We start from the raw sequence: 22,711 nt of genomic DNA on the forward strand, positions 1-22,711 counted from the left end.
CATCACCCGCGCGGTACGACCCCGTCCGCCCCGTGTCGCGGCGTATCGAGGTCACGGTGATCTCGACGGTCTATCCCCTGTGACGAATGCACGGATTCGGACGGCGTCCGCACCTGTCCGCGATTCATCGGTCCGCGGTCGATACACAGTCGTTCCGGCGCACCGCGCATTTCGGTGACACGCCTCGCCGGTGTGACCGCATGCGGGCGGTCACACCGGATAGGTCATCCGACGGGGAGGCAGGACGACGTCGTGCAGATCTCCGCGGGCAACTGGATCTCGGGGAGCCCGGGGATGTTCGGCAACCCCGGGATGGCCGGCAGGCCGGGGGCGGCCGGGGCGTCGGGTTTCGGCGCCGGGGGTGTTGCCGCCCCGCCCGGCACGGTCACCCGGATCGGCTCGGCGACCGTCGGGGTCGCACCCGTCAGCGGCGGGTTGGTGCCCCAGAACTCCTCGGCGGCCCCGGTGCCCGGGGGCAGGGTGATGTTGGTGCAACCCCAGTAGATGTCATACGCGCCGTCCGGGATCGTCGTCGTCCCGGTGGGGGCGGGCGGTGTGCCTTGAGAAATTCTCAGCGGCAACGACTTCGACGATCCGGCAGTGATGAGCGCGCCCAGTTCCTCGGGGGTCTGGTATCCGAAGACGACGTTGGTCGGGGCTCCGCCGGCCGGGACCCCGACGATCTCGCAGCCGATGCGTTTGGCGGCGTTGTTCGTGACCGTCAGCGTGACGGTGTTGCCGGACACGGACGCCGTTGCGGTGACATCGGTGGGCGCGGCCTGGGCGGCGGGCGTGTGGGCCGCGCCGAAGGCCGCCGCGGCGCACACCGCCAGGCCGGCGGTGACCATGCGGACTCGGATGCTCATGCGTTGTCCTTTCACGTGGGATTCTGCGCGTCGGTATTCGTGAGATATCCTATTTCACCGGGTTTGCGACAATGTTTGTCTTGTCGTTTCTTTTCCGGTCGGGACAGGCCGATATCGCATTCTCCGAAATTGCTGATCAATGCTCTCGCTGCTCATTGTTGCAGATTCGGAAAAATCCCGCAGAATGCGCTCGCGCCGACCGCCGGATCTCGACTGAATTGGGCCGGGTCGACCGAGGTGGGCCGGTCGGGTCGACATCCGAGGGCGGGGCCGGGGTTCGACGGTCCGCTGTTCGGATCGCAACACCCGGTGGCGTCGGCATCGGCTCGGTAATCTGACTCGCGACGCACGACGACCGAGCAGACCGGGGACACCATGCCGACGGTGATCGCGACCATCAGCCTCAAGGGCGGGGTCGGGAAAACCACGCTCACCGGAGGTCTCGCCGACTTCCTCGCCGGTGTCTTCGGCAAGAAGGTCTTGCTCGTCGACCTGGACGCGCAGACGAATCTGACGACCATGATGATCGGCCAGGAGCGATGGCTCGCGTGCAACGCGCGGCGGCAGACGGTCGCGACTCTGTTCGCCGACGTACTCGACGGCACGCGGAACTTCGATCTCGAGAGCAGTGTGCAGCGCGACGTCTCGACCGTGAGCGGACTGACCGGCATCGACCTGCTGCCGTCTTCGCTGGACCTCATCGAACTGGCCGAGGAGCTGAGCGCTCACCGGGTCGCGGCCGACGACCACCTGGCGGCCGTCGAGGTCCTGGGGAATGCCCTGGAGCCGGTCGCCGGGAGATACGACTACATCCTCATCGACTGCCCGCCCAACGTCGGACCGTTCAGTCTGAACGGGCTGGCGATGGCCGGCGGTTACCTGATCCCGACGATCCCCGACGTGCTGTCCACCTATGCGATTCCGCACATCCAGCGGCAGGTCGCCGGTTTCGGTGCCGAATTGGGGCGCGACATCGTCGAGTTGGGGGTCGTGATCACCAAGTACCGTGTCGGGTCAACCCTCCACCAGGACACGGTGCGGCGGCTCCGGCGGGACCCCACGATCCAGAACGTCCTACCCGCCTACGTGCACGAGGCCAACGCGATCGGTGCGGCCGCCGAGTTCGCCTCCTGGCCCAGCGTGCATGCGAAGTACGGCTACCACGGGCACTACGAGCAGTTCCGCGACCTCACTCGTGCGGTCATGGTCGAGGCCGACGCCAAACTCTCCGCGACCTCCAGGAGTTCCCGCGCCCATTCGATCAACTGACGCCGAACCGCAGTTCAGGCGTCTAAATTCATCTCAGCCGCCGACCGGTGGCACCTCGTCGACTCCTCAGGAGACCTCCCATCATGCGCAAAGTGCACATCATTCCGGTTCTCGGCGCCGCGGCACTGGCCGCCGCCCTCACCGCATGCGGTTCCGACGACTCGGCCTCGGGTGGCACCGACGCGGAGGCCACCGTGACCGTCGACGGCAAGGAACTGGAACTGGCGGACAAGACGGTCGGCTGCACCGACGCCGCGGGCAAGGTGACCATCGGGATCGGCTCGGGTGGGGGCTCGGGTATCGGCGTCGTCCTGACCTCGGGTGACTCGCCCGAGGTCGAGTCGGTGGGTCTGGGCTCCCTCGACGGTGTGACGCTCGGCTACCAGAAGGGTGCGGGCGGGGGCAGTGCCGACGTCACCAAGGACGGCGACACCTACACGGTGAAGGGTGAGGCGTCGGGTATCGACCTCGCCAATCCGACCCAACAGGTCACCAAGTCCTACGAGATCAAGGTGACCTGTCCCTGATCGGCTCCCGTCCTTGGTCTCGGTACGGTCACCGGCCCGGTCTCGATGTGTACACATTTTGTCGGGAGGCTGTTTGAACCGCGGTCGGCCTGGGTACGTTCCGCTTTGTAGCGTTTCGAGGGATCTTCGCGATCCCAAACGTCTCGCACAACGGATCAACGACGACCTCAGGAGGAAGACATGCTGGGAATTGGCATCATCGCGTGGATCATCATCGGCGGACTGGCCGGCTGGATCGCCAGCAAGATCATGAAGACCGATGCGCAGCAGGGGATCATCCTCAACATCGTGGTGGGTGTCATCGGCGGCCTCCTCGGCGGCTGGTTGCTGACCCTGTTCGGGGTCGACGTCGAGGGCGGTGGCTGGATCTTCAGCTTCATCACCTGTCTGGCCGGTGCATGCATCCTGCTGTTCCTCGTCAAGCTGGTGACCGGGCGCGGCCGTACCCGCGTCTGAGGTCTCTCGGACCTGCACAGCTCGACTCCGCCCCGGCGCCGCTTCGGCTCCGGGGCGGAGTCGTGTCCGTGGGAGATGGGCCGGCCCTGCGCATGTGCGTACGTTGGAGTGGGTACGAGGACAGGCGACGGCACCAGTGAGCAACCGAAAGTGAGCATCCCAGTGACTCGAGTGGCGATCATCGGCGGACACGGCAAGATCGCACTGCGACTGGCCCGGATACTGACGGCCCGCGGTGACGAGGTGACCTCGATCATCCGCAACCCCGAACACGCCGAGGACGTCGCGGACACCGGCGCCGTGCCCGTGGTCGCCGACGTCGAGACGCTCGACACCACCGGCATCGCGACCGCGATCTCCGGTCACGACGCCGTGGTGTGGACGGCGGGCGCCGGCGGCGGGGATCCGGCACGGACGTACGCCGTCGATCGGGATGCCGCGATCCGGTCCATGGACGCCGCCGTGCGCGCGGGGGTTCGCCGGTACGTGATGGTGTCCTACTTCGGTGCCGGACCCGATCACGGTGTGCCCGAGGACAACTCATTTCACGCCTACGCCGAGGCGAAGGCGGCCGCGGATACGTACCTGAAGTCCACGGAACTCGACTGGACGATCCTCGGGCCCAGCAAGCTGACCGACGAGGACGGCAGCGGCAGCATCACGCTCGGCGGCGACCGGGTCGAGGGTGACGAGGTCAGCCGCGACAATGTCGCCCAGGTCGCGGCGGCCGTCCTCGGCCATCCCGCGTCGGTGCACGAGGTGATCGAGTTCAACGACGGCGGCACCCCGATCCTCGATGCGTTCCCCCGATCCTGAGGACTCCGATTCTCGTCGGGTCGATCCCGGCCCGACCCCTCCGGCGGGCATCGACGACGCTCTGACCGCCCTTCGGCAGATCGTCGGCGAGACGAATGTCCTGACCGACCCCGACGCGATGGCGGGCTTCCTGACCGATTGGACCGGCCGGTACCGCGGTGCGGCCGACGCCGTGGTCCGTCCCCGCACCACCGACGAGGTCTCGCGCGTGGTCGCCGAATGCGCCCGCTCGGGCGTGCGGATCTGCGTGCAGGGCGGCAACACCGGGCTCGTCGGCGGCTCGGTCCCGCCGGCGCGTGACGGGTCGACGAATGCCCTGATCGTGCTGTCGACGGTGCGCATGACCGACATCGGCGACGTCGACACCGTCGGCCGTTGCGTCGGCGCCCAGGCGGGTGCCACCGTCGGAGCCATCGACGACCGGGCGGGGAGGTCCGGTCTGGCGTTCGGCATCGACCTCGCCTCCCGGGCGAGCGCCACAGCGGGCGGGGTCGTCTCGACCAATGCCGGTGGGACGCGGATGATCCGACGGGGCAATGCGAGATCGCAGATCCTGGGGATCGAGGCGGTCCTCGCCGACGGCAGCGTCCTGCGCCGATGGACCTCGCTGGTCAAGGACAACGTCGGATACGACCTCCCGTCTCTCCTCGCCGGGAGCGAAGGAACCCTGGCGGTGATCACCCGCGTCCTGTTCACGCTCGTCGCACCGCCGGCGGTCGCCACGGTCGCGGTCGCGGCGGTCGAACGAGTCGAGAACGCCGTGGAGCTACTCGGCGCGGCATCGTCGGCGGGACTGACCGTCGAGGCAGCCGAACTGATGACCGAAGCCGGTGTCGCGCTGGTGGCAGACCACGGCCATCGGCGACCGACCACGGCGCCGGGGCCGTTCTATGTCCTCGTGGAGCTGTCGGGGACCGGTGACATCGAATCGGCGACAACCGAACTCCTCGGCGCGACCGACGGGGTCATCGACGCCGTGCTCGAACCGGCGCCCGCCCGCGCACTCTGGGCCGGTCGCGAAGGCCACACCGAGGCCATCGCCCGCTCCAGTTCGACGCCGGTCGTCAAACTGGACATCTCGGTGCCCATCCGAGCCCTGCCGGAGGCGTTCGCGGAACTGTCCAGGGTCGGCGTGGATGACCGTTTTCCCTGCCGGCCGATCCTGTTCGGACACATCGGCGACGGCAACATCCACGTCAACCTGCTCGATGTCCCGCCGGAACACGCGACGGAGGTGACCGAGTCCGTGTTCGGGATCGTGACCGCCAACGGTGGCAGTATCAGTGCTGAGCACGGCATCGGGCGCGCGAAGGTGGCGTGGACCCACCTCGGCCGCGACGCCACCGATCTCGCGACCATGCGCACGATCAAGGCGGCACTCGACCCGCGGGGGTTGCTGAATCCGGGGGTGCTGTTCGGGTGAGCACCGCGCCTCTGGAAGGAAGCGGACGGTGCGCACGGCGAGCGTGCCGAAATGCTGCGATCATGCACGGGTGGCTGATGTGAACCTCGATCGGTTGACCGCACTGGCGCACCGCTACGGCGTCGCCACCGACTACGTCGGCTGGGGCGAGAAGCGCCACGACGTCGACCCCGAGACCTTGGTCGCGGTTCTTCGCGCGCTCGAGGTGCCCGCCGGGTCGCCCGAGGAGGTCGAGGAGTCGATCCGCGAGATCGACGAACAGCCATGGCGCGAGTTCGTGCCGGCGGTGACGGTCGTGACCGAGGGCTCCGATGCCAGGTTCGCCGTCCATGTCCCGCACGGGCATCTGGTGAAGGTGTGGATCGTCAGCGAGACCGGCGACGATGTCGCGGCGCCACAACTCGATGTCTGGGTCGAACCGCGGGAGGTCGACGGCGTGCTCGTCGGCCGCGCGACGTTCGCCGTGCCCGATGACCTGCCGGCCGGTTATCACCAGATCAAAGCGCTCGACCTCGACGACTCGTCGGCGTCGAGTGGGCCGCTGATCGTGACACCCCGCCGCCTGCACACCGCGGACCGGTTGGTCGGCCGGAAACGGTGGGGACTCGCCGCGCAGCTGTACTCGATCCGGTCGGCGGACTCATGGGGCGTGGGCGACTTCGCCGATCTCGCCGGGATCTGCGAGGTGGCCGCGAGCGCCTACGGCGCCGACTTCGTCCAGGTCAACCCGCTGCATGCCGCACAGCCGCAGGCGCCGATCGAGGCGTCGCCGTATCTGCCGGTGACGCGGCGCTTCGTCAACCCGCTCTACCTCCGGATCACCGACATCCCCGAACTCGACGGGCTGTCGAAGTCACAGCGGAAGTGGGTCAAGGCGCTGGGCCGCGGCTTCCTCGCCGAGAACACCGCGACCGACAAGATCCGGCGCAACAAGGCCTTCCGCGCCAAGATGGAGGTCCTCGAACTGATCTACGGCGTCCCGCGGACCCCGGCCCGCGCCGGCGCCTACCGCGACTTCCGGCGTCGGGAGGGCAAGGGTCTCAAGCGTTTCGCGACGTGGTGCGCACTCGCCGAGCGTTATGACGCCGACGACCCGCGCTGGCACGGCAAGTTCCTCGACCGCGCGTACCTGAAGAAGAAGCGCCGGAAACTGGCTCGGCGCATCGACTTCTACATGTGGCTGCAGTGGCTCTGCGACGAGCAACTCGCCACGGCCGCGCACACGGCGCGCTCCGCGGGCATGGGGATCGGCGTGATGGCCGATCTCGCGGTGGGTGTCGCCCGGCACAGCGCCGACGCGTGGGCGCTCGGGAACGTGCTCGCCTCGGGGGCGACGGTGGGGGCGCCGCCCGACGGCTTCAACCAGCAGGGGCAGAACTGGGATCAGCCGCCGTGGCATCCGCGACGGCTCGCCGCGGCCGGCTACGAGCCGTACCGCGACATGATCCGTACCGTTCTGCGGCACGCGGGAGGTGTGCGCGTCGACCACATCCTCGGACTGTTCCGGCTCTGGTGGATTCCCGACGGCAGCAGCCCCGCGCAGGGGACCTACGTGCACTACGACAGCGAGGCGCTGATCGGCATCCTGGCGCTCGAGGCGCAACGCGCCGACGCCGTGGTCGTCGGTGAGGACCTCGGGGTCTTCGAACCGTCGGTGCAGGATTCGCTTCGCGACCGGGGAATCCTCGGCACGTCGATCCTGTGGTTCGAGCAGGGACCCGACGCGGCGATCCCACCCGAGGACTACCGCGAGCTGTGTCTGACCTCGGTGACCACGCACGACCTGCCCCCGACCGTCGGATATCTGGCGGGTGACCACATCACGCTGCGCTCGCGGCTCGGTCTGCTCGCCTCCGGTGAGGACGCCGAACGGGAGCGTGATGCGCGTGAGCGTGACGCCGTGCTCGAACTGGCCTACGAGCGTGGCCTGCTGTCCCGGGACACGCCGCTGACGGATCCGAAGGTCGTCGACGCGCTGTATGCGGTGATCGCTCACACCCCGTCGGTGCTGCTGAGCGTTGCCCTCGTGGATGCGGTGGGGGAGCGGCGGATTCAGAACCAGCCGGGTACCGACAGCACCCAGTATCCGAACTGGTGTGTCCCGCTGGCCAATTCGGAGGGCGAGGTCGTGCTCGTCGAGGACCTCGTCAGCAGCGTGCGTTTCCGCCGCCTCGTGTCGGTGCTCAACGAGTCGGGCGTGCCAGGTTCCTGACCGAGACGATGGTCAGAACGAGTGCGATGAGGGCCAGCACGGCGACCCCGATGTTGAAGGCGATCCCGGCGGGCCGCAGGCCCCAGTGCTGCGCGGTGATCCCCTGGCCGACGATGGGGATCGAGATCGCGACGTAGGCGACGACGAAGTAGGTCGAGGTCACCTCGGCCTTTCGGCCCGCCGGGGTCGCCGCGACCACCGACGCCAGTCCCTTGCTGAACGACATACCCTGACCTACACCGCAGATCACCGCTCCGCCGAGCAACGCCGGGGTCGATGCGGCGACGAGCCCGAGGATCGACAGGCCTGTCCCGAGGATGAGGATGGCGCAGCCGGCGATCAGGGCCGGTTCGGTGGGCATCCGGCGCACGACGATCTGGGTGACCGCCGAGGACGCGAACAGTACGAACACCAGGAAACCGGTGAACGCGTGGTCGTCGATGCCGAGGATGTTCGTGACGAAGGACGGCATCACGCCGGTGAAGGTGCCCATCACCGCGAACCCGGCGAAGGCGGCGATCGACGCGCGGACGAAGACGCCGCGGATGTCAGCCGGGACCGAGAGTCGCTGCACGCTCAGCCGCGCGCCCGGCGTGACGTCGACCGTCTCGGGCAGCCGCCAGATGCCGATGAAGACCAGGATCAATAGCGCCAGATCGAGCACGAACGGGGTGTGCAGCGGGGACGGGGCGTACTCGGCGAGGAGTCCGGCGATCAGCGGCCCGAGCCCCAAGCCGCCGATGTTGGCCGCGGTCGCCACGGCCGGAGCGCGTCCCCGCCACGACGCGGGGGCCAGTTCGATGACCGCGGTGGTGGCGGCGCCGGCGTAGATGCCCGCGGACAGACCGGACAGCACCCGGCCCAGCAGCAACTGCCAGACAGGCCCGGCGGTCAGGAAGACGACGGCGCTGATCGCCGAGAGGATCGCGCCGGCGATGAGCATCTTGCGTCGGCCGATGACGTCGGACCAGCGTCCGAATCCGATCAGCGCGGCGATGACGCCGGCCGCATAGACGGCGAAGATCACGGTCGTGGTGGTGACGCCGAAGCCGAGTTCCTCGCCGTAGATCGCGTAGAGCGGTGTGGGCAGCGTGGTGCCCAGCATGATCACCGCGAAGGCGTAGACGGCTGCGGCGAAGGATGCACCGGTCGGGGCGGGGGAGGCGGGAGTACTCGCACGGTCAGACATGGCAGCTGACACGCTACCGCCGCGGCCCGACGGGTCCGGCTCTGGTCCGGTGCTGTGTGCTGAGTTACAGTAACTGTTGGTAACAGTTAAGTTCGCCGAACAGCTAGTGGGGGTGTCGGATGCAACCAGAACTCGACGTCGTGATCGTGGGTGCCGGCTTCGGCGGAATGGGCGCCGCGATCGAACTCAAGCGCCAGGGCTTGGACAACATCGCGATCCTCGAGCGCGAAGACGATCTGGGCGGAACGTGGCACGTGAACCACTACCCCGGACTGGCCGTCGACATCGCCTCGGTCACCTACTCCTATTCGTTCGAGCCCAACCCGTACTGGTCCCGGCTGTTCGCGCCCGGCGCCGAGCTCAAGCGCTACGCCCATCACGTCGCGGACAAATATGACCTGAAGCGGCACATGGAGTTCGGCACGCTCGTCGAGGCCGCGTCGTGGGATCCCGACGATCAGTTGTGGCGCGTCCGCACCGGTGACGGGAGCGAGCGCACCGCCCGCTACCTGGTGACCGCGACGGGATTCCTGTCGCAGCCACACGTCCCGGAGTTCCCCGGGATCAAGAACTTCACGGGCACCATCCTGCACACCGCTGCCTGGAAGGACGGCTTCGACTTCACGGGCAAGAAGGTCGCCGTGATCGGGACCGGTGCCACCGCCGTGCAACTCATTCCGGAGATCGCCGCCCGCGCCGACTCCCTGACCGTCTTCCAGCGCACCGCGATCTGGGTGGTCCCCAAGATCGACTTCGCGATCCCGGCGGTCGTGCAACAGCTGTTCCGACGGATTCCCCTCACGCAACGGGCTGCGCGACTGGTGAATTCGTCGCTGCTGGAGCTGCTGATGGTGTTCGGCGTCCTGCACTTCAAGCAGGTCAAGCCGGGCAACCGGTTGGCCGCCCGACTGGCCAAGGCGCACCTTCGCTCGCAGATCGACGACCCGGAACTGCGCCGCGAGCTCACGCCGGACTACGACTTCGGATGCAAGCGCCCGACCTTCTCCAACACCTACTTCGCCAGCTTCGCCAAGCCGAATGTGACGCTGGAGACCAGCGGCATCGCCCGCCTCGAGGCCGATGCGATCCTCGCGGCCGACGGCACGCGCACCGAGATCGACACCCTCGTCCTCGCCACCGGGTTCAACCTCTGGGACGTGAACTTCCCGGCCTTCGACATCGTCGGCCGCGATGGTCGCAACCTCGGGAAGTTCTGGCGCGAGAACCGGTTCCAGGCCTATGAGGGTGTGACGGTCCCCAAGTTCCCGAATCTTCTGTCCCTCAACAGTCCGTACTCCTACAGCGGGTTGTCGTACTTCACGACCATCGAGGGGCAGATGAAACACATCGCGCGCCTCTTCGGCGAACTCCGCCGCCGCGGCCAACACACCTTCGAGGTCACCGAGGCGGCCAACGATGCCTTCCTCGACGAGGTGACCGACCGGCTGCAGTCCTCGGTCTTCTACAACGGGGACTGTTCGACCTCGCGCAGCTACTACTTCAACCAACACGGCGAGGCGACGCTCCTGCGCCCGGCCTCCACGTTGCGCACCCTGCGCGAGATGAACTCGTTCCCGTTGCGCGACTACGAGTTCAGCTGAACTCCGTCGGGCCGCAGACACCGAGGAGCGAGCCGGCGAGTGTCACAACGGGTTCAGCAGCTCCGGCCCGTTGTTGGCGACGCGGTTCACCAGCGGGGCGACCTCGCGGATCGCGATGGCGTCGACCAGCGATTCGGCCGGCGGGGCGAACAGGTCGTCGGGTGCCCGGCCATCCGGATCGAGCCAGGCATCCCAGTTGTCGTACGGCATGATCAGTGGCATCCGGTCGTGGACGTCGCGCAGCTCGCCGACCGCGTCGGTCGTGAGGATGGAGCAGCTGAGCAGCGGGGCCTGGTCGGGTGCGTCGGGACCGGTCCTGGGATGCCACACCGACCACAGGCCCGCCATGAAGAGGCGGGTTCCGTCCTGTGGGGACATGTAGAACGGGATCTTCGTCGGCTTGCCCTTGCTGTCGGCAGGCCCCTTCTTCCACTCGTACCAGCCGTCCATCGGCACGAGGCAGCGCCGCGACTTGACCGACGACCGGAACGAACTCTTCTCCGCGGCGCTCTCGGCGCGCGCGTTGAACAGCAGCGGCCCTTTCCCGACCTCTTTGGCCCACGGCGGCACCAGGCCCCAGCGCATCGCGCGGATGCGCAGCAACGGATCGTCGTCGGGGTTGTCGGGCGAGTGTCGCTTGACGACGGTCATCACGGTCGTCGTGGGCGCGACGTTGTAGTTCACACCAGGGGACCGGGGCGCCGCATCGAGATCGGCGGCGTCCTCACCCTCCGGCTCGGGTACCTCGTTGACCGCATCGATCTCCGCTGCCAGCTTCGCCGGGTCGGTGGTCACCGCATAGCGTCCGCACATGATGTCCATGCTGCCCTAATGGTGCGCCGCCCGTTCCGACAGCCGACGACTAACCGGCGGCGATGTCGGCGACCACGGCCTCGGTGATCGACACCAGATCGGCCGGGGCCAGTTCGATCTCGAGCCCGCGCTTACCCGCGCTGCACAGCACCTTGTCGAACCCGGTGGCCGAGGAGTCGATCACGGTCGGCAACAGGGTTCGCTGGCCGACCGGGGACACGCCGCCGAGGACATAACCGGTGGTCCGGGTGACGGCCTTGGCGTCGGCCATCGTCGCCTTGGACGCACCGAGCGCGGCCGCCGCCGATTTCAGCGACAGCTTGTCGGGCACCGGGACCACCGCGACCGCGAGACCGGACCGGTCGCCGCCGGAGAGTTCGATGACCAGGGTCTTGAAGATCTGCTCGGCCCGCACGCCGAGGGCCTCGGCGAGTGCGGCGACGGCCTCCGCGCCGTAGGCCTCGGAACGAGGATCGTGCGCGTACCGGTGCACGGAGTGGGCGATGCGAGCGCGTTCGAGTGCGGCGATCGCCGGAGTGGAAGCCATCGTCGGTCACCTCCTGGTGGGGTACTGGGTCGTGGTGGGGACTCGACACGCCGTGGCCGTGGACTGCGTGCCGCGACCAGGACGACGACCCGGGAACAAACCGCCGGTCGTGCTCTGTTGGGACTGTTCGGACAACGGACGTACGCACACGGACACGAAGGAGGTCGGGAGGCAGATGAGTACAGCGGCCGTGATGGAACTCCCGCAGCACGCCGAACCGAGGTCGCTCTCGGTGGGGGACGGGTCGGTAAGCTTGATCGACAACATCTCCGTGATGCCTCCCATCGAAGGGATCGTAGTGTCCGACACAGAAGCATCCGACACAGAGTCGTCCGACACCGGCCGGACCGGGACCGCCAAGGCGCCCCGCCGGGCCGATCCGAACGAGTCGCCGGAGCAGCTGACCGAGCGGTTCGAGCGCGACGCGCTGCCGCTGCTCGACCAGATGTACGGTGCCGCACTGCGGATGACCCGCAATCCCGCCGACGCCGAAGACCTGGTCCAGGAGACCTACATCAAGGCGTTCACCGCTTTCGCCTCGTTCCGGGAGGGCACCAACCTCAAGGCCTGGCTCTACCGGATCCTCACCAACACCTACATCAACGGCTACCGCAAGAAGCAGCGTCAGCCCGCGCAGTACCCGACCGACGAGATCACCGACTGGCAGATCGCCGCGACCGCCGAGCACACCTCGCAGGGGTTGCGGTCGGCGGAGATCGAGGCGCTCGACGCCCTTCCCGACGACGAGATCAAGGCCGCGCTGCAGGAATTGCCGGAGGACTTCCGGATGGCCGTGTACTACGCCGATGTGGAAGGCCTGCCGTACAAGGAGATCGCCGAGATCATGGACACCCCGATCGGTACCGTCATGTCCCGACTGCATCGCGGACGCCGCCAGCTGCGTGAGCTGCTGGCCGACGTGGCGCGTGAGCGCGGGTTCAACCGTTCCGCACGCGTGACGGATGCGGAGGTGGCCCGATGAGCGACGTCGATCCGGAGCTGACCCAGCTCGACTGCTCCGCCGTCATCGCCGACGTCTGGCTCCTGCTCGACAACGAGTGCGACCAGAACGCGCGCGAACGCCTCCAGGGGCATCTCGACTCCTGCCCGTCCTGCCTGGCGCATTACGGCATCGAGCAGCAGCTCAAGGCGCTCGTCAACCGCAAGTGCGGTGGCGATCAGGCCCCGCAGGGGCTGCGCGACCGTCTGCGCATCGAGATCCGCAAGACCGTCATCGTGCACGAGGTCACCGAATCCGAACGCTGACGCGACGAGAACAGGAAAAAGCCCGGGCGGCCTGATGGCCGTGCCCGGGCTTTTTCGTGTGGTCGTTCGCCGATACCGCGATGAGCGGTGATCAGGCGTTGGGGCGCTTGCCGTGGTTGGCAGCGTTCTTCTTACGAGCACGCTTCTTGCGTCCGCGCTTTCCCATGACGCATCTCCTTCATTGCGGGGCGGGCGCCGCCGAAGGCGGGTCCACCGTGTACTGGTTCGCACCGTGTGCTGAGACAACCCTGACATCGGCCGGGGAGGACATCCCGGCTGATCGGGACATCACAGTGTCTCAGGGATTCTCCCATGCGCCAAAAACACCTCCGCCCACGCCCCCGGCACCGAGGCTTCCGGGCACGGCGTCGTGGGCTAATTTGGGTGCATGGCAGAAGACGTGGTGGCAGAGATCGTCGCGAGTGTCCTCGAGGTGCGCGTCGCTGCGGGCGAGCAGATCGAGGTCGGCGACACGCTGGTCCTCCTCGAGTCGATGAAGATGGAGATCCCCGTGCTGGCCGAGGAGCCGGGCACGCTCGCCGAGGTCAAGGTCGAGGTCGGCGATGTCATCCAGGCCGGCGATGTGATCGCCGTCTTCGAGTAGTGACGCGCCCGCGCCGGCCGCTCGACGCTCCCGTGCCCTGAGATGTCGACCCTCTCCGATCTCCTCGCCGAACACACGACGCTGTCCGACTCCGCCGCGGCCCACCTGCAACGGCTCGTCGCCGAATGGCAGCTTCTCGCCGATCTGTCGTTCGCCGACTTCCTGCTGTCGGTGCGGACGGAGTCCGGGGCGGTGGTCACCGTGGCCCAGTGCCGTCCCAACACCGCCTCCACGGTCTTTCCGACCGACGAGGTCGGTCGGGTCATCGACACCGAGGCGCATCCGCAGGTGCTGCGCGCCTTCACCTCCGACCGCGTCCTCCGCGACGAGGACCCGACCTGGTTCGGCGCGACGGCGATGCGGCAGGAAGCCGTCCCGGTCGGCCACGACGGCGAGGTGATCGCCGTGGCGACCCGGGCGGTCGATCTGACCCACCCGCGTCTGCCGTCGCCGCTCGAACTCGCGTACCAGGACTCTGCCGACGACCTGTGCCAGATGGTCGCCGATGGGACATTCCCGCATGAGGAGGGCAATCCTCGCGGGTTGTCGACACCGCGCGCGGGCGACGGTTTCGTGCGTCTGGACGGGCAGGGGATGGTCACCTACACCAGCCCGAATGCGTTGTCGGCCTTCCACCGGATGGGGTGGACCGCCGAACTCAATCACACGCACCTGTCCGACGTGGTCAAACAACTCATCACCGAGCCGTTCGAAGCCGACGACGTGGCGCTGATGCTCGACATCGCGGCCGGCGTGACCGAGATCCCCACCGGCCCCTACCGGGACATCGGGATGCGGGTGGAGGCCGACGCCCGGCGTGCCACGGCCCTGATCCGCGCGGTACCGCTCCGTCCGCGGGGGGACATCACCGGCACCGTGGTCCTGATCCGCGACGTCACCGAGGTCAAGAGGCGTGATCGCGCGCTGATCAGCAAGGACGCCACCATTCGGGAGATCCACCACCGGGTGAAGAACAATCTGCAGTCGGTGTCGGCGCTGCTGCGGCTCCAGGCGCGGCGCACGTCCAACTCCGACGCCCGGGAGGCCCTCAACGAGGCGGTCCGCCGGGTGGCCTCCATCGCGCTCGTCCACGAGCTGTTGTCGGGCAGTGTCGATGAGGAGGTCGACCTCGACGAGGTCGTCGATCGGCTCGTGCCGATCCTGGTCGATGTCGCGTCGGGGGAGGCGAGGGTGGCTGTGCGCCATCGGGATCGGCTGGGTGTGCTGACCGCCGAACTCGCGATGCCGCTGGTGATGGTCCTCACCGAACTCATCCAGAATGCGATCGAACACGGCTTCGACGGGGCGCCGCACGACGACGCCGAGATCGTGGTCGTCGCCGAGCGGGATGTGCGTGGATTGCGAATAGCGGTCCGTGACAACGGTTCCGGATTGCCCGAACAGTTCGACCTGTCGACCTCGGATCACCTCGGCCTGCAGATCGTGAAGACCCTGGTGTCCATCGAACTCGGAGGCGAGCTCGATGTCCGCGCCAATCCGGGCGGCGCGGGAACCGAAGTGGGTGTGTACATTCCACTGCGGTCTTGAGGCACCGGCCGCGAACCCGGTTGGCCGGCAGGGGCTTCGGCCGGACGTGACGAGCGCGAGCACGAAAAAACCCGGCCGGGGCCGGGTTTCTTCGAATCCGGAACAGTGCCGGCCGATGAGGCCTAGACGCTGCTCCGGGTACGCGTACGTGCGGTACGGCGCTTGAGGGCGCGTCGCTCGTCCTCGCTCATGCCGCCCCAGACGCCGGCGTCCTGGCCGGACTCGAGAGCCCACGAGAGGCAGTCGGCGGTGACGGGGCACCGTGCGCAGACGAGCTTCGCGTCGGCGACCTGTGCGATGGCCGGGCCGCTGGTCCCCACGGGGAAGAACAGTTCCGGATCCTCGTCGCGACAGATGGCCTTGTGACGCCAGTCCATTCCTCTACTCCTTCGGGCGCGTTTGCACCACTCGATCGTCGTGCTGGTGATTGTTGGCTGTAACTCTCAGTTCACGCGGCGCACCAAATGTTTCCGCGTTGTTGCTTGTGAATACTTTCACGAATCGAGCCGAAGTCAATGGGTTTGCTTTAACACGTGGGCAACATCACTCGCCCGCCTAGCACTTCGGCAACGGGCCCCTGGAGGGGGGTCCGAGCCGTTTGTCTCACGGCCGTGTAGTAGCCTACCCGTCTCGTGGCGCTGCGTCGACGACTTTCTGCTGGTCGCGACCCCGAGGCCGCCGAAATCGCTCGTGACGTGGCCGGACGCGCGAGGGTATTCTTCACCACATGCGCCGACGATGTTGATCCACACCGCCTGAGCGGACCCACCGCAGGCTGACCGCCGCGGCAGTGGGTGCCGCCCTCTTCGAAGACCTCATCCCGCTCTATCCGCTCTACGCCGTTCTCTTCGCCGACCCCGGGGTTCCGGGCGCCGGCCTCGGGTCCGCCGAGATCTCGGCGCTGTTCGTGATCTGGTCGGCGTCGTCGGTGATCGTCGAGGTCCCCACCGGTGTGCTGGCCGACCGCCTGTCCCGGCGGAAGCTGCTCATCGTCGGTCCGCTCGTCACCGCGTCGGGTTTCGCTCTGTGGACGGTGGCGCCGTCGTTTCTGTCCTTCGCCACCGGATTCGTCCTGTGGGCCCTCGGCGGTTCATTGCGGTCCGGTACCACGCAGGCATTGGTCTTCGACGAGCTCGCCCTTCTCGGCCGCTCGCGGGATTACGCACGCCTGTCCGGACGCATGCGTGCGGCTGCGGCGCTCGGGGTCGTCGGTGGCACCGCCCTGGCCGCGCCGCTGTTCTCGTGGGGCGGTTATGACGCGGTCGGCGTCGCCAGCGTCGTCGCCTGCCTCGTGTGTTCGCTGATGTCGGCGATGCTGTCCGAGACGCGCGCCGGGCGGGACGGTACCGCTGTGGACGACGCCGGCCGGAGCGTGCCCGTCGAGGACGGGACGGAGCCGGATCCGGCCGATGCCGCCCGAACGGACCCGGACACGGACTCGGGGCCGGGCTGGCTCGCGATCGTCCGCAGCGGCCGGCGGTCGCTGCGGACTCAGCCGGTGGCGCGCCGGATGTTGCTGCTGGGTGTGGTTCTGACCTGGGTCGCGGCGCTCGATGAGTATCTCCCACTGCTGATCGGGTCGTTCGTGGCCGATGCCGCGGGTGTCACAGGGGACGGGTCTCCCACAAGCGATCCGGTCGCGGTCGCGCTGCTGATGATCGTGGTGTCGATCGGCGACATCGCCGGCGCGCTCGCCGCGGGCCGGTTCCGGTCGGTCGCCGCGATCGGACCCGCCGTGGGCCTCGGTGCCGTCGTGCTCATCGGAGCGGCGCTGTGGGGACATCCGGCGGCGGCGTTGGGCGTCGCCGCCGCGTTCGGGGTCCTGGGGTGGGCGCGGGTCGTCGCCGACGCCGAACTGCAGGACCGGCTGAGTTCGACGTCGCGCGCCACCGTCACCTCGCTGGCCGGAATGGGTGAGGAGCTGGTCGCGATCCTGGCCTATGCCGGCTGGGCGGCGGGGTCGGCGTGGCTCGGGCCTGCCGGGTTGTTCGCCGTCGCCGCGCTGCCCTACGTCGTGGTCTCGGCGTTGCTGATCGGGGGTGCGATGACGGTCAGGGCCTCGCGGCGATGACGAAACCGTATGTCGCGGAACGCCCCGATGTAGTCGCCGTCCATCTGTACGTCGATCGGCGCCTCGGCGTGGAAGCTCACCTCGTCGACGTCGTCGTCCCGAAAGAGGTGACGCGCCTTGGGATCTGCCTGGGACAGGAGCCTGGTCGCCAACGGGAGGTTGCGGAGCACGCCGGTGGAGGTCGCCACGAACACGCCGAGGCCGGTGTGGAAGCCGGTGTCGGGGTTGGTGCGGATCTCTCGCGGTCCGAGGTAGGTCCAGGGGCTGGTGTTCGAGACGAAACCGAAACGGGCGCCGACGATCCGCTCGCGCCCGGGGATCTCGACGTCGAAGGTGGCCGACGACCCGGACTGTTTCAGGAAGCTGCTGATCGTGGTCCACAGGTAGCGGGCCGGCGTCGCGGCCTTGCCCGCGTGACGCTTGTCCTCCATCGCGTGGATGACCACCGCGTCCATACCCATGCCCGTGTTGAACAGGAACCACCGGTCGTCGGTGTGGCCGAGCCCGATCCGCCGGCTCTGCCCGGCGTCGAGCAGCGAGATGATCTGCTGCGTCGCGAGCAGGGGGTCGGGGTCGATCCCCAGCGTGCGGGCGAAGACGTTGGCGCTGCCGCCGGGAATCACGGCCAATGCCGGACGGCCACGATCGGGGTCGCTGCTCGACGGCGGGTCGAGGAGTCCGTTGGCGGCCTCGTTCACCGATCCGTCGCCGCCGTGCACGATCACGGTGTCGAAGTTCTCGGCGGCAGCGCGTGCGGCGAGTTCGAACGCGTGTCCGCGGTGCGTGGTCAACTCGACGTCGAGGTGAAAGTGCGCGCTCAGGGTGTGCGCCAGCGCGTCGCGGCCAGCGGGACTGGTCGCGGTGGCGAACGGATTGACGATGAGCATGACGCGCACGACACCCGAGGATATGGGGTGGGCCCCGCTCCCGCGTAATCGCGCCCCGTGGGCACACCCGCGGCGGCGCGCGTCAACGCACCAAATATCCTGGGGCGGTGAGCACCGAGAACGGCCGTCCGGAGTCCGACACCGATCCGTCGGTGCCCCCGCGCCAGATCAAGATCGCCGGCGCGGTGACCACGGTCCAGGGGCTGGTCGGGGTTGTGGTCGCGGTGATCCTGGTGGTCCGGGGTCTGGCCGGGCACGAGGAGACGACGATCAGCGGCTACGGCACCGCGGCCTGGTTCGGCATCATCGGCGGAGGCGTACTCGTCGGCGGACTCGCCCTGCTCGCCGGTCGACGCTGGGGTCGCTCGATCGCCATGGTGGCCCAGATCCTGCTGTTGCCGGTGGCGTATTACCTGTTCACGAGCGGATGGCCGGTGTTCGGGGTGCCGCTCGCCCTCGCCGCCCTGGCGGCCCTCGTGATGCTGTTCAGCCCGGCGTCGATTCGCTGGCTCGCCGACGATCTCGAACCCGACCGCTGACCGCCGGGCCGACGGACACCTCTCCCGGGAGGCGGGCCCGGCGAGCCGCACGCCTCGCCGGCGCGCTCCGGGCAGCCGACCCGTGCTCTCATCCGACGATCCCGGGGCGGGCGGTCGTACAGTAGGGCGCATGACGCGCATCCTCGCGATTGCCAACCAGAAGGGTGGGGTCGCCAAGACCACCACGGTGGAGTCTCTCGGGGCCGCCCTCGCCGACCTCGACGTCTCGGTGCTCGTCGTCGACCTCGACCCCCAGGGCTGTCTCACCTTCTCGCTCGGGCACGATCCCGACCAGCTCAGCTCCTCGGTCCACGACGTGCTGCTCGGTGACGAGGAGATCGCCGATGTCCTGCTCGACACCGAGGACAAGGTCACCCTGCTCCCGGCGACCATCGATCTCGCCGGCGCCGAGGCGTTGTTGCTGATGCGGCCGGGTCGGGAGTACGCGCTCAAGCGGGCGCTCGCCGAGGTGAGCGAGGACTTCGACGTCGTCATCGTCGACTGCCCGCCGTCGCTCGGCGTGCTCACCCTGAACGGTCTGACCGCGGCCGACGAGGTCATCGTGCCGCTGCAGTGCGAGACGCTCGCCCATCGCGGCGTCGGGCAGCTGTTGCGCACCGTGCGGGAGGTCCAGCAGATCACCAACCCGAATCTGACGATGCTGGGTGCGGTGGCCACCCTCTTCGATGCCCGCACCACGCACAGTCGCGACGTGCTCGCCGACGTCTCCGATCGTTACGATCTGCCGGTCCTCGACCCGCCTATCCCGCGCACCGTGCGTTTCGCGGAGGCTTCGGCATCCGGAACGTCCGTCATGCGGGGCCGAAAGAACAAGGGCGCCACGGCATATCGCACGCTTGCCGAGAATCTGTGGAAGCACTGGGAGGCCGGCGAGAAGGTCGGCACCTTCGAGGTCTGAGGTCGAAGTCCGACGTCGGGACTCCGAGGTAGGCAGTTCGGGTCGCCGGTCAGCCCGGGCCGAAAGCCTCCACGCGTGGTCCGTGCTGTTCGATCACGACGTCGCCGAGCACACGCAGGCTCACCACCGGCGCGGCCGGTTGCGTCCGTGCCAGCGGGATCGACCGGATCTCCCGTCCGGTCGCCACGTCGCGGACGCTGATCCCCGTCGCGCTCGGCAGCAGGAGCCGGCCCGCCATCACCTGGCCGGGTCCGAGCGTGCCCGGGACCTGGTAGATCGGGTTGAGCGTCTGCGCGTTCAGGACGACTGTGGCCTTGCCGGTCCAGTAGGTGACGACCCCGTCGGAGGAGATCGGGACACTCCCTGCCGGGGGAGTGGCGTCGCCGGCGACGGTGTTGGTCCCGGCCGCGACGCCGTCGGTGTCGAAGCGCCGGATCGCCGGTCCGCTCTCCGCGCCGATCGTCGGGGGTTCGGCCGGCGCGGCCCCACCGTCATAGACGGCGATTCCCGAGGACGACATCGCGATCACCACCGGCGGCGGTCCGCTCACGTCCCCGGTGATGAGGCTCGAGCCGTACTGTTCGACGTTCTCGTCGCTCCCGAGCACCGCCCTGAGGACCGTGAGCCGGTACCCGGGGTCGTCGGTGCAGCGTTCCACGACGGCCACTCGATCGCCGGACACGGTCGAGGAGAACAACTCGCAGTCGGCGCGGTCTGGCGCATCCTCCGGGCGGACCGGGGCCTCGACCCGTCCGTACTCGATGCCGCGGACGAGATTGGAACCCCAGGTCTCCATCCGGCGGGGGCCCTGCGCGACGACGTATCCCGAATCGGTCGCGAGCCGGATCTCGGAATCGGCGTCGCTGGTGCGGGCGCCCCGACGACTGCCGGTGCCCGCGTCCAGCGCGGTCACCTCCGAGCATCCGCGGCTGTTCCGGTACACCGCCAGCGCCAGGTCCGAGCTCGCGGTCCAGGCGGTGCCGACGGTGCACAGATCGAGATCGCGGCTGTACGACCAGAGTTCGCGTCCGGTGGCCGGGTCGTGCCCGACCACCCGTCCGCCGTTGCCGGTGACGACGACCGCGGTACCGATGGCCGGGGCAGCGGTGGCGTCGGAGTCGGCCTGCCAGCGGGCGACGAAGCGCTCCGGCACGGACTGCGCCGGTTGGACGGCAGTGGGTTCGCCCTGGGCCTGCACGCTGGTCGTGTGCCGGACCGGGCTGAGCGCCCAGGCGGTCACACACAGGGCCGCGACGACGACGACGATGGCCGCGGTGACCGCGAGATCGATCGGGCGGCGCCGCTCGGGCCTGACTCGTGCCACGCGGGTCAGGTCAGTCGGCGACGGCCGCTGACGACTCGGCGCTCGCTTCGCTGCCGGATGACGCGGTCTGGTCGCCGGCGGGCGTGCGGTTGGCGCCCCCGCGGCGACGACGGCGGCGGCGCGGCTTCGAGGTGCCGTCACCGGCCGAGGTGCCGTCACCGGCCGGGGTGCCGGCGTCGGCGGGCGCCGCGTCGGCCGAACCGGCGGACTCGGTCGAGGTGGACTCGGTACCGGATGCCACCGATGTCGAGTCGCCGTCGGTCTGTCCGCCCCGGGTGCGCCGGCGGGTGCGGGTCGAGCGCTTGCGCGGCTCCCGATCCTCGCGTGTCGTCCGCTTCTCGTCCGGATCGCGAGCAGGCTTGGGCGCGGCGATGCGACCCGTCTTCGACTCCGGAATCGACATGTCCTCGCGCAGGTTCTCCGACGTCGAGTAGGTCTCCGGCGGGTCCGGGATGCCGAGGTTCAGGGCCTTGTCGATGAGCTCCCAGCGATGCAGTTCGTCCCAGTCGACGAGGGTCACCGCGATTCCCGTACGGCCGGCGCGACCGGTGCGGCCGATGCGGTGCACGTAGGTCTTGTCGTCCTCGGGGCACTGGTAGTTGATGACGTGGGTGACGTCGTCGATGTCGATGCCGCGGGCGGCCACGTCGGTCGCGACCAGCACGTCGATGGTGCCGTCGCGGAATCGGCCGAGAGCCTTCTCGCGGGCGACCTGGCCGAGGTCACCGTGAACGGCGCCGACCTTGAAACCGCGCTCGGCGAGGTCGTCGGCGACCTTCTGCGCGGTGCGCTTGGTGCGGGTGAAAATCATCGTCGCGCCGCGGCCGTCGGCCTGCAGGATGCGGGCGACGAGTTCGGCCTTGTCCAGCGCGTGGGCACGATAGGCGTACTGCTTGGTGCGGTCGTGGACCGCGGAGTCGTTCGCGTTCTCGGCCCGGATGTGGGTCGGCCGGTTCAGGAAGGTTCGGGCCAGGGTGACGATGGGTCCGGGCATGGTCGCCGAGAACAGCATCGTCTGGCGAGGTGTCGGCAGCGCGGACATGATCCGCTCGATGTCGGGCAGGAAGCCGAGGTCGAGCATCTCGTCGGCCTCGTCGAGGACCAGGATCGACACCTTGCCGAGGACGAGGTGGCCCTGCTGGGCGAGGTCGAGGAGCCGGCCCGGGGTGCCGACCACGACGTCGACGCCGGACTGCAGCTCGGCGATCTGGGACTCGTAGGGACGGCCACCATAGATCGAGGTGACCTTCAGCGGACGCTTCTTCCCATCGGCGAGCGTGACCTCGAGCGACGGCGCCGCGACCTGCAGGTCACCGGTCACCTGCACGCACAGCTCGCGCGTGGGCACGATGATCAAGGCGCGGGGGGTGTTGTCCAGCGGGCGGACCCCGGACTCCTCGGCATGGGCGAGGCGATGCAACAGCGGGATGCCGAAGCCGAAGGTCTTGCCCATGCCGGTGCGGGCCTGACCGATGAGATCGTGGCCGTCGAGCGCGAGCGGCAGGGTGAGTTCCTGGATCGCGAAGGTGTGGGTCTTGCCGTCTGCGGCGAGGGCCGAGACGATACGCTCGTCGACGCCGAGTTCGGCGAAGGTGGGCGCGGTGTGGGTGTCGTCGACGATGGTCGTCTGCACGGCGGAATCGCTCATGTGCTGGTGTGTGCCTTTCTGGGCCGGTCTGCGCGCGATGTGTTTCGGTGCGCGCACGAAGATGGCTCGAAAGTGCACGCGCATATGTCGTAGTGGCACCGGGGATGTGACCGGGTATCGCGAGGAACTCGCAGTTCCCGCGAGCGACGCCGTCGTCACATCCACACGCTCGCGCCGGCGAGCACG

At 68.6% G+C, this 22,711-nt stretch carries 23 protein-coding genes; 14 read left to right on the forward strand and 9 right to left on the reverse strand.

Annotated elements, in window-relative coordinates; genetic code table 11:
- Window positions 1–224: 224 nt before the first annotated feature.
- On the reverse strand, window positions 225–866 hold the full coding sequence (locus tag CA982_RS20415) for a hypothetical protein (protein ID WP_086537074.1): 642 nt from the start codon (window positions 864–866) through the stop codon (window positions 225–227).
- Between the two features lie 375 nt (window positions 867–1,241).
- Between CA982_RS20415 and CA982_RS20425 the strand changes: the two genes are divergently transcribed.
- The 6 genes from CA982_RS20425 to malQ all read left to right on the forward strand — a co-directional run bounded on the left by CA982_RS20425 (window position 1,242) and on the right by malQ (window position 7,569).
- Window positions 1,242–2,135, forward strand: a complete 894-nt coding sequence (locus tag CA982_RS20425) for a ParA family protein (protein ID WP_086537076.1) — start codon at window positions 1,242–1,244, stop codon at window positions 2,133–2,135.
- Window positions 2,136–2,218: 83 nt separating this feature from the next.
- Entirely contained in the window at window positions 2,219–2,662 is a 444-nt protein-coding gene (locus tag CA982_RS20430) for a lipoprotein LpqH (RefSeq protein WP_086537077.1), read from the forward strand.
- A 180-nt stretch (window positions 2,663–2,842) separates the two neighbouring features.
- Window positions 2,843–3,118: a GlsB/YeaQ/YmgE family stress response membrane protein gene (locus tag CA982_RS20435; RefSeq protein WP_004023462.1), complete on the forward strand. Its 276-nt coding sequence runs from the start codon at window positions 2,843–2,845 to the stop codon at window positions 3,116–3,118.
- A gap of 162 nt (window positions 3,119–3,280) precedes the next feature.
- Window positions 3,281–3,934, forward strand: a complete 654-nt coding sequence (locus tag CA982_RS20440; protein WP_167383386.1) for an SDR family oxidoreductase — start codon at window positions 3,281–3,283, stop codon at window positions 3,932–3,934.
- Window positions 3,915–5,357, forward strand: a complete 1,443-nt coding sequence (locus CA982_RS20445; RefSeq protein ID WP_086537079.1) for an FAD-binding oxidoreductase — start codon at window positions 3,915–3,917, stop codon at window positions 5,355–5,357. The genes CA982_RS20440 and CA982_RS20445 overlap by 20 nt, the downstream gene beginning before the upstream one ends.
- A 79-nt stretch (window positions 5,358–5,436) precedes the next feature.
- Window positions 5,437–7,569, forward strand: a complete 2,133-nt coding sequence (gene malQ, locus CA982_RS20450; protein ID WP_086537080.1) for a 4-alpha-glucanotransferase — start codon at window positions 5,437–5,439, stop codon at window positions 7,567–7,569.
- On the opposite strand, the gene CA982_RS20455 is transcribed toward malQ, so the two are convergent.
- Complete coding sequence (locus CA982_RS20455; protein ID WP_086537081.1) at window positions 7,541–8,758, reverse strand: MFS transporter; 1,218 nt, start codon at window positions 8,756–8,758, stop codon at window positions 7,541–7,543. The two genes, malQ and CA982_RS20455, sit on opposite strands and share 29 nt — an antisense overlap.
- Before the next feature lie 119 nt (window positions 8,759–8,877).
- On the opposite strand from CA982_RS20455, the gene CA982_RS20460 reads away from it, so the two are divergent.
- Window positions 8,878–10,359: a flavin-containing monooxygenase gene (locus CA982_RS20460; RefSeq protein WP_086537082.1), complete on the forward strand. Its 1,482-nt coding sequence runs from the start codon at window positions 8,878–8,880 to the stop codon at window positions 10,357–10,359.
- A gap of 42 nt (window positions 10,360–10,401) precedes the next feature.
- Here the strand turns inward: CA982_RS20460 and CA982_RS20465 are convergent, their stop codons facing one another.
- Complete coding sequence (locus CA982_RS20465) at window positions 10,402–11,172, reverse strand: SOS response-associated peptidase (protein ID WP_086537113.1); 771 nt, start codon at window positions 11,170–11,172, stop codon at window positions 10,402–10,404.
- 49 nt (window positions 11,173–11,221) lie between these two features.
- Window positions 11,222–11,719, reverse strand: coding sequence for a Cys-tRNA(Pro) deacylase (gene ybaK, locus CA982_RS20470; RefSeq protein ID WP_086537083.1), 498 nt, complete (start codon window positions 11,717–11,719; stop codon window positions 11,222–11,224).
- A 175-nt stretch (window positions 11,720–11,894) separates the two neighbouring features.
- On the opposite strand from ybaK, the gene CA982_RS20475 reads away from it, so the two are divergent.
- Window positions 11,895–12,701, forward strand: coding sequence for a sigma-70 family RNA polymerase sigma factor (locus CA982_RS20475; protein WP_086537114.1), 807 nt, complete (start codon window positions 11,895–11,897; stop codon window positions 12,699–12,701).
- A complete protein-coding gene (gene rsrA, locus CA982_RS20480; protein ID WP_004023453.1) occupies window positions 12,698–12,985 on the forward strand; it encodes a mycothiol system anti-sigma-R factor in 288 nt (95 codons plus the stop codon). The genes CA982_RS20475 and rsrA overlap by 4 nt, the downstream gene beginning before the upstream one ends.
- 91 nt (window positions 12,986–13,076) lie before the next feature.
- Here the strand turns inward: rsrA and CA982_RS27210 are convergent, their stop codons facing one another.
- On the reverse strand, window positions 13,077–13,151 hold the full coding sequence (locus CA982_RS27210) for a 50S ribosomal protein bL37 (RefSeq protein WP_369758845.1): 75 nt from the start codon (window positions 13,149–13,151) through the stop codon (window positions 13,077–13,079).
- Between the two features lie 222 nt (window positions 13,152–13,373).
- On the opposite strand from CA982_RS27210, the gene CA982_RS20485 reads away from it, so the two are divergent.
- Both CA982_RS20485 and CA982_RS20490 read left to right on the forward strand, forming a co-directional pair.
- Window positions 13,374–13,589, forward strand: coding sequence for a biotin/lipoyl-binding carrier protein (locus tag CA982_RS20485; RefSeq protein ID WP_033206071.1), 216 nt, complete (start codon window positions 13,374–13,376; stop codon window positions 13,587–13,589).
- 42 nt (window positions 13,590–13,631) lie between these two features.
- Entirely contained in the window at window positions 13,632–15,137 is a 1,506-nt protein-coding gene (locus tag CA982_RS20490) for a sensor histidine kinase (protein ID WP_086537084.1), read from the forward strand.
- Window positions 15,138–15,259: 122 nt separating this feature from the next.
- Here CA982_RS20490 and CA982_RS20495 read toward each other — a convergent pair whose 3' ends face one another.
- Window positions 15,260–15,514, reverse strand: a complete 255-nt coding sequence (locus CA982_RS20495; RefSeq protein ID WP_004023450.1) for a WhiB family transcriptional regulator — start codon at window positions 15,512–15,514, stop codon at window positions 15,260–15,262.
- Window positions 15,515–15,927: 413 nt separating this feature from the next.
- Between CA982_RS20495 and CA982_RS20500 the strand changes: the two genes are divergently transcribed.
- Window positions 15,928–17,208 carry an MFS transporter gene (locus tag CA982_RS20500; RefSeq protein WP_086537085.1) on the forward strand — a complete coding sequence of 427 codons (1,281 nt, stop codon included), beginning with the start codon at window positions 15,928–15,930 and terminating at the stop codon, window positions 17,206–17,208.
- Here CA982_RS20500 and CA982_RS20505 read toward each other — a convergent pair.
- A complete protein-coding gene (locus tag CA982_RS20505; RefSeq protein WP_208618043.1) occupies window positions 17,145–18,095 on the reverse strand; it encodes a diacylglycerol/lipid kinase family protein in 951 nt (316 codons plus the stop codon). The genes CA982_RS20500 and CA982_RS20505 overlap by 64 nt on opposite strands.
- Window positions 18,096–18,202: 107 nt before the next feature.
- Between CA982_RS20505 and CA982_RS20510 the strand changes: the two genes are divergently transcribed.
- Together CA982_RS20510 and CA982_RS20515 are read left to right on the forward strand one after the other, a co-directional pair.
- Window positions 18,203–18,634 (forward strand): hypothetical protein, encoded by a 432-nt coding sequence (locus CA982_RS20510; RefSeq protein ID WP_086537087.1) that lies wholly within the window; start codon window positions 18,203–18,205, stop codon window positions 18,632–18,634.
- Between the two features lie 130 nt (window positions 18,635–18,764).
- On the forward strand, window positions 18,765–19,553 hold the full coding sequence (locus tag CA982_RS20515; protein WP_086537088.1) for a ParA family protein: 789 nt from the start codon (window positions 18,765–18,767) through the stop codon (window positions 19,551–19,553).
- A 49-nt stretch (window positions 19,554–19,602) separates the two neighbouring features.
- Here CA982_RS20515 and CA982_RS20520 read toward each other — a convergent pair whose 3' ends face one another.
- Both CA982_RS20520 and CA982_RS20525 read right to left on the reverse strand, forming a co-directional pair.
- The gene (locus tag CA982_RS20520; RefSeq protein WP_086537089.1) at window positions 19,603–20,877 is read right to left on the reverse strand and encodes an Rv3212 family protein; all 1,275 of its coding nucleotides are present in this window, start codon (window positions 20,875–20,877) and stop codon (window positions 19,603–19,605) included.
- Between the two features lie 10 nt (window positions 20,878–20,887).
- Window positions 20,888–22,525, reverse strand: coding sequence for a DEAD/DEAH box helicase (locus CA982_RS20525; protein WP_086537115.1), 1,638 nt, complete (start codon window positions 22,523–22,525; stop codon window positions 20,888–20,890).
- Window positions 22,526–22,711: the final 186 nt, after the last annotated feature.

The organism is Gordonia lacunae (assembly GCF_002149015.1).
In the GTDB taxonomy this organism is placed as follows: Bacteria; Actinomycetota; Actinomycetes; order Mycobacteriales; family Mycobacteriaceae; genus Gordonia; species Gordonia lacunae.

Excerpts from the sequence above, each read along its gene's own strand:
- CA982_RS20415 (WP_086537074.1), bottom strand. The coding sequence starts at position 866 with ATGAGCATCCGAGTCCGCATGGTCACCGCCGGCCTGGCGGTGTGCGCC.
- CA982_RS20425 (WP_086537076.1), top strand. The coding sequence starts at position 1,242 with ATGCCGACGGTGATCGCGACCATCAGCCTCAAGGGCGGGGTCGGGAAA.
- CA982_RS20430 (WP_086537077.1), top strand. The coding sequence starts at position 2,219 with ATGCGCAAAGTGCACATCATTCCGGTTCTCGGCGCCGCGGCACTGGCC.
- CA982_RS20435 (WP_004023462.1), top strand. The coding sequence starts at position 2,843 with ATGCTGGGAATTGGCATCATCGCGTGGATCATCATCGGCGGACTGGCC.
- CA982_RS20445 (WP_086537079.1), top strand. The coding sequence starts at position 3,915 with ATGCGTTCCCCCGATCCTGAGGACTCCGATTCTCGTCGGGTCGATCCC.
- CA982_RS20455 (WP_086537081.1), bottom strand. The coding sequence starts at position 8,758 with ATGTCTGACCGTGCGAGTACTCCCGCCTCCCCCGCCCCGACCGGTGCA.
- CA982_RS20460 (WP_086537082.1), top strand. The coding sequence starts at position 8,878 with ATGCAACCAGAACTCGACGTCGTGATCGTGGGTGCCGGCTTCGGCGGA.
- CA982_RS20465 (WP_086537113.1), bottom strand. The coding sequence starts at position 11,172 with ATGTGCGGACGCTATGCGGTGACCACCGACCCGGCGAAGCTGGCAGCG.
- ybaK (WP_086537083.1), bottom strand. The coding sequence starts at position 11,719 with ATGGCTTCCACTCCGGCGATCGCCGCACTCGAACGCGCTCGCATCGCC.
- CA982_RS20475 (WP_086537114.1), top strand. The coding sequence starts at position 11,895 with ATGAGTACAGCGGCCGTGATGGAACTCCCGCAGCACGCCGAACCGAGG.
- rsrA (WP_004023453.1), top strand. The coding sequence starts at position 12,698 with ATGAGCGACGTCGATCCGGAGCTGACCCAGCTCGACTGCTCCGCCGTC.
- CA982_RS20485 (WP_033206071.1), top strand. The coding sequence starts at position 13,374 with ATGGCAGAAGACGTGGTGGCAGAGATCGTCGCGAGTGTCCTCGAGGTG.
- CA982_RS20490 (WP_086537084.1), top strand. The coding sequence starts at position 13,632 with ATGTCGACCCTCTCCGATCTCCTCGCCGAACACACGACGCTGTCCGAC.
- CA982_RS20495 (WP_004023450.1), bottom strand. The coding sequence starts at position 15,514 with ATGGACTGGCGTCACAAGGCCATCTGTCGCGACGAGGATCCGGAACTG.
- CA982_RS20505 (WP_208618043.1), bottom strand. The coding sequence starts at position 18,095 with ATGCTCATCGTCAATCCGTTCGCCACCGCGACCAGTCCCGCTGGCCGC.
- CA982_RS20515 (WP_086537088.1), top strand. The coding sequence starts at position 18,765 with ATGACGCGCATCCTCGCGATTGCCAACCAGAAGGGTGGGGTCGCCAAG.
- CA982_RS20525 (WP_086537115.1), bottom strand. The coding sequence starts at position 22,525 with ATGAGCGATTCCGCCGTGCAGACGACCATCGTCGACGACACCCACACC.